This is a genomic window from Rothia sp. CCM 9416 (genome assembly GCF_048513535.1).
Lineage (GTDB): Bacteria > Actinomycetota > Actinomycetes > Actinomycetales > Micrococcaceae > Rothia.
Genome location: NZ_JBLXXR010000024.1, coordinates 23,715 through 30,244, shown reverse-complemented (window position 1 = coordinate 30,244; position 6,530 = coordinate 23,715). Strand labels below are relative to the sequence as shown.

Below are 6,530 nucleotides of genomic sequence, written 5' to 3'. Positions count from 1 at the left end.
TCAGCCGCGAATTGTGGGGGTCGGCGGCAACAATGAACCAGGGATCGACTGCGTGACGGTTTTCTCTTCCAGGTCCACCGTCACTTCAGTACCGGGCTCGGTCTCAAGCTGCTTCCAGATCAGCTCAATGTTGTCCTGATCAACCTGAGCAGCCACCAAACCCTGCTTGCCCGAGTTACCTCGGAAGATGTCAGCAAAACGAGCCGAGATAACAACGCGAAAGCCGTAATCCTTCAAGGCCCAGACGGCGTGCTCTCGTGATGATCCGGTACCGAAGTCAGGGCCGGCAACCAGCACCGAACCCTGCTTGTAGGGTTGCCGGTTGAGAACAAAGTTCTCATCCTTGCGCCAGCCCGCAAAGAGGGCATCGTCAAAGCCGGTCTTGGTGACGCGCTTGAGATAGACGGCGGGGATAATTTGGTCGGTATCGACGTTGGAGGCCCTCAGGGGCACGCCAATTCCGGTGTGCTTTTTAATCGGTTCCATGAAAAATCCGTTTCTACCCGGCTATCCGGGTACTCAAATTCGATGACTTATTCCGCTCTAGAGGTCAGCGGGAGCTGAGAGAGTACCGCGGATAGCGGTAGCGGCAGCAACCAGGGGTGAGACCAGGTGGGTGCGCCCGCCCTTGCCCTGGCGGCCTTCAAAGTTACGGTTAGAGGTTGAGGCGCAACGCTCCCCCGATGCCAGCTGGTCCGGGTTCATGCCCAGGCACATAGAACAACCGGCAAAGCGCCAGTCTGCGCCAAAATCCTTGAAAATCTGGTCCAGGCCCTCAGCTTCTGCCTGGGTGCGAACCCTGTGGGAACCGGGGACAACCATCATGCGAACACCCTCTGCCATGGTCTTGCCCTTAAGGATTTCGGCGGCGGCACGCAGGTCCTCGATGCGGGAGTTGGTGCAGGAACCCAGGAAGACGACATCAACGGGGATCTCTTTCATGGGGGTACCAGCGGTCAGGCCCATATATTCCAGGGCGCGAGCGGCGGCCTTCTGCTCGTTCTCATCGGCAAAGTCCTCGGGGAAGGGAACAGCCTGGGACAAGGGGACACCCTGGCCGGGGTTGGTGCCCCAGGTGACAAAAGGCTCTAGCTCATCTGCGTTGATGAAAACCTCATGATCAAAGGTTGCACCCTCGTCGGTGGGCAGGGTCTTCCAGTATTCAAGGGCGGCATCCCAGTCGGCACCGGTAGGTGCGTGGGGGCGGCCTTTAACGTATTCAAAGGTCGTCTCATCGGGTGCAACCATACCGGCGCGGGCACCTGCCTCGATGGACATGTTGCAGATGGTCATGCGCCCCTCCATAGAGAGGGAGCGGATGGCGGAGCCCCGGTATTCCAGCACGTAGCCCTGGCCACCACCGGTACCGATTTCGGCAATAACAGCCAGGATAATGTCCTTAGCGGTCACACCGGGCTTGAGGGTACCCTCTACGTTAATAGCCATGGTCTTGAAAGGAGCCAGGGGCAGGGTCTGGGTTGCCATGACGTGCTCAACCTCGGAGGTACCGATACCAAACGCCAAGGCACCGAAAGCACCGTGGGTTGAGGTGTGCGAGTCACCGCAGACAACGGTCATACCGGGCATGGTCAGGCCCAGCTGGGGGCCAACCACGTGAACGATACCCTGTTCTTGATCACCGAGTGAATGGATACGTACACCGAATTCTTTAGCGTTCTTACGCAGTGTCTCAATCTGGGTGCGTGAGGTGAGATCTGCAATCGTCGAGAAAATATTCTCAGTGGGGGTGTTGTGGTCCTCGGTTGCAATGGTCAGGTCCAGGCGACGCAGTGGACGCCCCTCAAGACGCAACCCCTCGAAAGCCTGAGGTGAGGTTACTTCGTGAACCAGGTGCAGATCGATGTAGAGCAAGTCGGGCTTACCGTCTGTACCGGGCACTACGGTGTGCGCCTCCCAGACTTTTTCAGCCAATGTACGCGGGGTATGGTCGGTGCTACCAGCCATCAAGTCCTCCAAAAATTATTGTGATGCGTTAATAAGTGTGACGGCACCGCACTCATCTTTCCAATAAACGAACTTGCATATCAGAATATGAGAAGTCAAAATTAAAGTACTCAGACACAATCCATATACCCATTATCTTTCACCCCCGAAAGATCGCATCACACATAATCACTGGGCCAACGCACCGGCCCATCTGCGAAAGTTGCCCACTATGCAAGAGAAGCCTAGCTCCGGCGTCGGCGTACTTGATAAAGCCGCGCACATTCTTGACTGCCTTGAAGCTGGCCCCGCCACCCTTTCCCAGCTTGTTGAAGCTACCGGTCTGGCTCGCCCCACCGCCCACCGTCTAGCTGTTGCCCTCACACACCACAGGCTGGTAGCCCGCGATGTTCAGGGCCGGTTTATGTTGGGGCCCCGTCTCAGTGAACTCTCAAGTGCCGCTGGCGAAGATCGTTTGATTGCTGCCGCTGGCCCCGTCCTCAACAACCTGCGTAATGCTACGGGTGAATCTTCACAAATTTTCCGTCGGCAGGGTGATTGGCGGGTCTGCGTAGCCTCCGCTGAACGGCCCATCGGCCTGCGTGACACCATTCCGGTGGGCACCCAGCTCTCTATGAAGGCAGGTTCAGCCGCCCAGGTACTCACTGCCTGGGAGGATCACGCCCGCCTGGTCGAGGGCCTGCACAGTGCTCGTTTTTCTGCCACCATGCTGGCAACTGTCCGCCGCAGGGGCTGGGCGCAGTCCGTGGGTGAGCGCGAGCGCGGTACCGCCTCAGTCTCCGCACCGGTTCGCTCCCCCTCCGGCAAGGTGATTGCCGCCGTCTCTATCTCCGGCCCGATTGAGCGCCTGAGCCGCCAACCCGGCCGCCTGCACGCTGAGGTGGTATGTGAAGCGGCTGCTGCACTATCAGAAGCCTTACGGAGCTAGCCTTCTGCTCTCAGACCAAGAAAGAGCCCCGGTACCCTTGTGGGTACCGGGGCTTCTTCTGTGAGACCGTAAAGTTACTTGCCGGCCTGGGCCAGTGCCTTGCGGTAGTTGGCAAGTCGATCCAGTTCCTCTTGAACGGGTTCAAGGACACAGCGTGAGGCTACGTCACTCATATTTTCTTCAAGCTGACGGCGAATACCCTTGGCGTACATACGATAGCCGACAGTAGCTATGGCTCGACCCAGCGTAGCCACCAGAATACCGGCCAAGAGGCCCGTAACCACCAGCAGAGTAGGCACAGGTAGCGGGAAGCCCTCAACCGTGGGCGGGTCTGGTAGCACAAGCTGGAAATAGCTTGCGGCGGCGAGCGCGGTCAACCAGAGCAGGCCAAGCAGAGCTGCTGCTAACCCTACCCACTGCAAGATGTTGAGCAGGTGCCACCACCAGCGTTTTTTGGTTGCCTCGTAGTGGACGCTGGCGGCCGCCCGTTCAATTTCGCGGGGTAGGTGTTCTTCGTAAGTTCGGGCGGCTGACCGGATGGAGTGGCTCCAGGGTTCTGCCAGGCCCTCGGATGCCTGACCTGCAAAGGTGCGCAGGCTGGTGCTCAGCGCCGCCTTCTGGGGTGCACCGAGCGGAGGCAGTGAGGACTTGCTGATGGGTGCCCCATCGTGTTCTTTGTGCAGGCCCAGGCGTTTGAGGGGGTCCCGTTTAATCTTGAGGACCCACCGGGTGGCGATCCAGCCGGTTTTCTCGGCGGCGTGGAGCTTATATGAATCGGAGGCCGCTTTGACCAAGCCTTCAGCGCCGGAGGCCCGGTAGAAGCCCTCTTCAAGCTGGGTCATAGCGGGGGCGGTGATGCCTGCCGGTTCCCCCTGCCCGTCCTGGGTAGCAAGTTCTGAGCGAACCCCGGCCAGGTCTGCCTCGATACGGGCCACAGCGGCATTTTTGGCGACAGCGACCTGCCCCAAGATCTCCCGCAGACGTGGAATGTTATGGCCGGTGCGGGCTGAAACACCCAGGGGGTCAGCCAGCAGGGTGCTGGTTAGCCCGTCCTTGGCCAGAAGCAGTTTGAGGGAGTCCAGCACGGCAGGCAGTTCAGCCTCATCCAGGCGATCTATCTGGTTGAGCACAGCCAAGGTTACAGCGCCGTGGGCGGCTAGGGGCTGGATGAAGTCCTGGTGAATCACCGCGTCAGCGTATTTCTGGGGGTCCATGACCCAGACCAGAACGTCCACGCACTGCGCCATTTTCTCCACGATTTTCCGGTTGGAGGCCTCCACCGAGTCGAAGTCGGGCAGGTCAAGCAGGACTAGACCGCCGGTGGCTTCTTCTGTTTTACCGGCACCCACCGATGTGCGGATTTTGTTCCACATGCCCACGGTGACCGGCACATCGGCCCGGTTGAGGGCTTCTGCCGCTTGGGCTGGGTCCTCGTCCATGTAGGTTCGGTTGCTTACGCCCAGCCAGTCCAGGAGGGGTTCAACGCCCTCTTTACCCCAGACGGCGGCCTGGGCGGTCGATGTGGTGGGCCGGCGGGCGGCGGACTTGGCGATCTCTTTGCCAACCACCGCATTAAACAGGGTTGATTTACCGGAACCGGTAGCCCCGAAGAAACCAATCACGGTGTGTTCTGCTGAGAGTTCGCGGCGAGTAGCAACCCGCTCCAGGACCAGGCGGCCCTTTGCCAGGATTTCGGGGTCTAGGCGGCCTTGGCCTAAGTCGAGGGCGGTGGTGAGGGCATCCACGGTGGTGGCCAGTGCTGTGGTGGCAGGCTCTGCCTTGCTGGTAGAAGTTGGTGTCACGGTTTTAGCTCTCGGTGGTTGTTTCAGAAGCGGCAGGTAGCTGAATACTGGCCGCTAGCTGGGTGCTTGCGGTGTTCAAGGTGGTGGCAACAGCCTCTAGGTCGCTGGCAGTGGGGCGGGCCTGGTCCTCGCTCCCCTGCCCGGTAACAGATTCAAGGCGGTCGATAAAGCGGGCCTGCTGGGTTTCAAGTAGCTCGCCAATGCGCTCTTCGAGCCGGGTGCGGGCACCGGTTGCCATGCGGCGCACAGCGTCCTCGCCAAAGATAGCTTCAAGGAGCTTTTGGCCAATCACACCGGAGCCACCGGCAATACCGACTTCAACGCCGGTCAGTCCACCGGTCATTGAGAAGACCGCGACCATCAAAATCACGGCCGTTACGTTCACGCCCAGGGACATGAAGCGGGCCTTTTGGCGTTTGCCCGCACCCTCGGCAGAGATGATGTCCATGACATCTTGTTGCCAGGCACGGATGCTTTCGGCCACGTCTTCGGAGAAGCTATCGTCCAGCTTGGCGAGGTCCTCCCCAGCCAGCAGCGCACGGCCTGCACGGTCTTCGAGCCAGCGGCGCTGGACGGTTTCGGCGGCAGTAGCTGCCTCTTCCATAATGACCGAGTGCAGGCTGACTTCAAGGGCCTGTTCTACCTCAACAGCCTGTGTGGGCGGGGTTCCCCTGAAAAAGCCTGCGATACGGTCGCGCACCTTGCCCACGGTTGTTTCTACCTGGCGGAAGAATTCTCCGGTGCCCACAAAGTCTTGCCAGCGCCCCAGTACTTCGCCTCGGAGCATCTGGCCGTCCTGCGTGCTTTCGTTCAGGTTGGTCAGGGCGCGTGCGAAAGCGCTGGTAGCGTCGGCCCGCAGACGGTTTTCTGCGGCTTGTTGGTCTTGCGCGGCCTGAGCTAGATCGCTTGCCTGCCGGGCTAGAGAACGCACAGCCCCCTCCAGGGTACGGCGGGCGATATCGCCACGGGCATCGGTGTCGGCGCCCAGTGAACGTAACCAGAAAATCAAGGGGAGCAGGGACACGCTGGGAAGCAGGCCGCGCTCATCACGTTCCTGCTCGGTCACAGAGTGAATCAGGGCAGGGGTGATACCGGCTTCGGCCAGCATTCGGCTCAGATCTGCTTCGATCTCGTCCTCGCTGCCCTCGGGCACACGGTTGAGTACCACGGCAATGGTGATATCTCGGGTAGCCGCCTGTCGCAGGATCTCCCAGGGCAGGGCATCTGCGTAGCGGTTAGCGGTGGTGACAAAGAGCCAGAGGTCAGCGGCTCGTAGCAGTTGCTGGGCGAGACGGCGGTTCTCCTCGCTCACCGAGTCAAAGTCGGGGGCATCAATCAGTGCAATGCCCTTGGGCAGGGAATCGACCGGGACGGTCACCAGCTCGTCTTGGCCGCTGTGGGGGTTGGCCCCCGGTAGGGCCTGGCCGGGTTCAACCGGAAGGCGTACCAGATGCGGAAGAATCCGCTCAGGGGTAAAGGCGGCGACGTCCTCGGGCCTATAGAGCAGCACGGGCTGGCGGGTAGTGGGGCGGATAGCCCCGGAACGGGTCACAGGCTCACCGATGAGCGTGTTCACCAGGGTTGATTTGCCGGCTCCGGTGGAGCCACCAACGACCAGGGTCAGGGGCGCATCCAGGGTGGAGAGCTTAGGCAAGATGTAGTCGTCGAGCTGGGTGACTGCGGTTTTGGCTTCTTGCTGAGCTTGTTCAGCCGAGCCTGTGTTCAGCGGGAAAGAAGCCGCCGCGAGAGTGTTGCGGGCTTCTCGCACGGAGGCCAGAGTATTAAGAATAGTTTGGTTGTACACACTCCCTATTCTGGCATGTTCCTAGCGCCTG

The 6,530-nt window shown here is 60.2% G+C and carries 4 protein-coding genes and 1 pseudogene; 1 reads left to right on the top strand and 4 read right to left on the bottom strand.

Annotated elements, in window-relative coordinates; genetic code table 11:
- Positions 1-21: 21 nt before the first annotated feature.
- Positions 22-486, bottom strand: a pseudogene (gene leuD / locus ACN080_RS09205) (3-isopropylmalate dehydratase small subunit); the annotation flags it as partial.
- Positions 487-543: 57 nt separating this feature from the next.
- Complete coding sequence (gene leuC, locus ACN080_RS09200; RefSeq protein WP_419099476.1) at positions 544-1,965, bottom strand: 3-isopropylmalate dehydratase large subunit; 1,422 nt, start codon at positions 1,963-1,965, stop codon at positions 544-546.
- 211 nt (positions 1,966-2,176) lie between these two features.
- Here leuC and ACN080_RS09195 point away from each other — a divergent pair, with 211 nt between their 5' ends.
- Positions 2,177-2,893, top strand: coding sequence for an IclR family transcriptional regulator (locus ACN080_RS09195; protein WP_419099475.1), 717 nt, complete (start codon positions 2,177-2,179; stop codon positions 2,891-2,893).
- Between the two features lie 74 nt (positions 2,894-2,967).
- Here ACN080_RS09195 and ACN080_RS09190 read toward each other — a convergent pair whose 3' ends face one another.
- Positions 2,968-4,695 (bottom strand): dynamin family protein, encoded by a 1,728-nt coding sequence (locus ACN080_RS09190; RefSeq protein WP_419113613.1) that lies wholly within the window; start codon positions 4,693-4,695, stop codon positions 2,968-2,970.
- A 4-nt stretch (positions 4,696-4,699) separates the two neighbouring features.
- A complete protein-coding gene (locus ACN080_RS09185; RefSeq protein WP_419113612.1) occupies positions 4,700-6,499 on the bottom strand; it encodes a GTPase in 1,800 nt (599 codons plus the stop codon).
- Between the last annotated feature and the right edge of the window lie 31 nt (positions 6,500-6,530).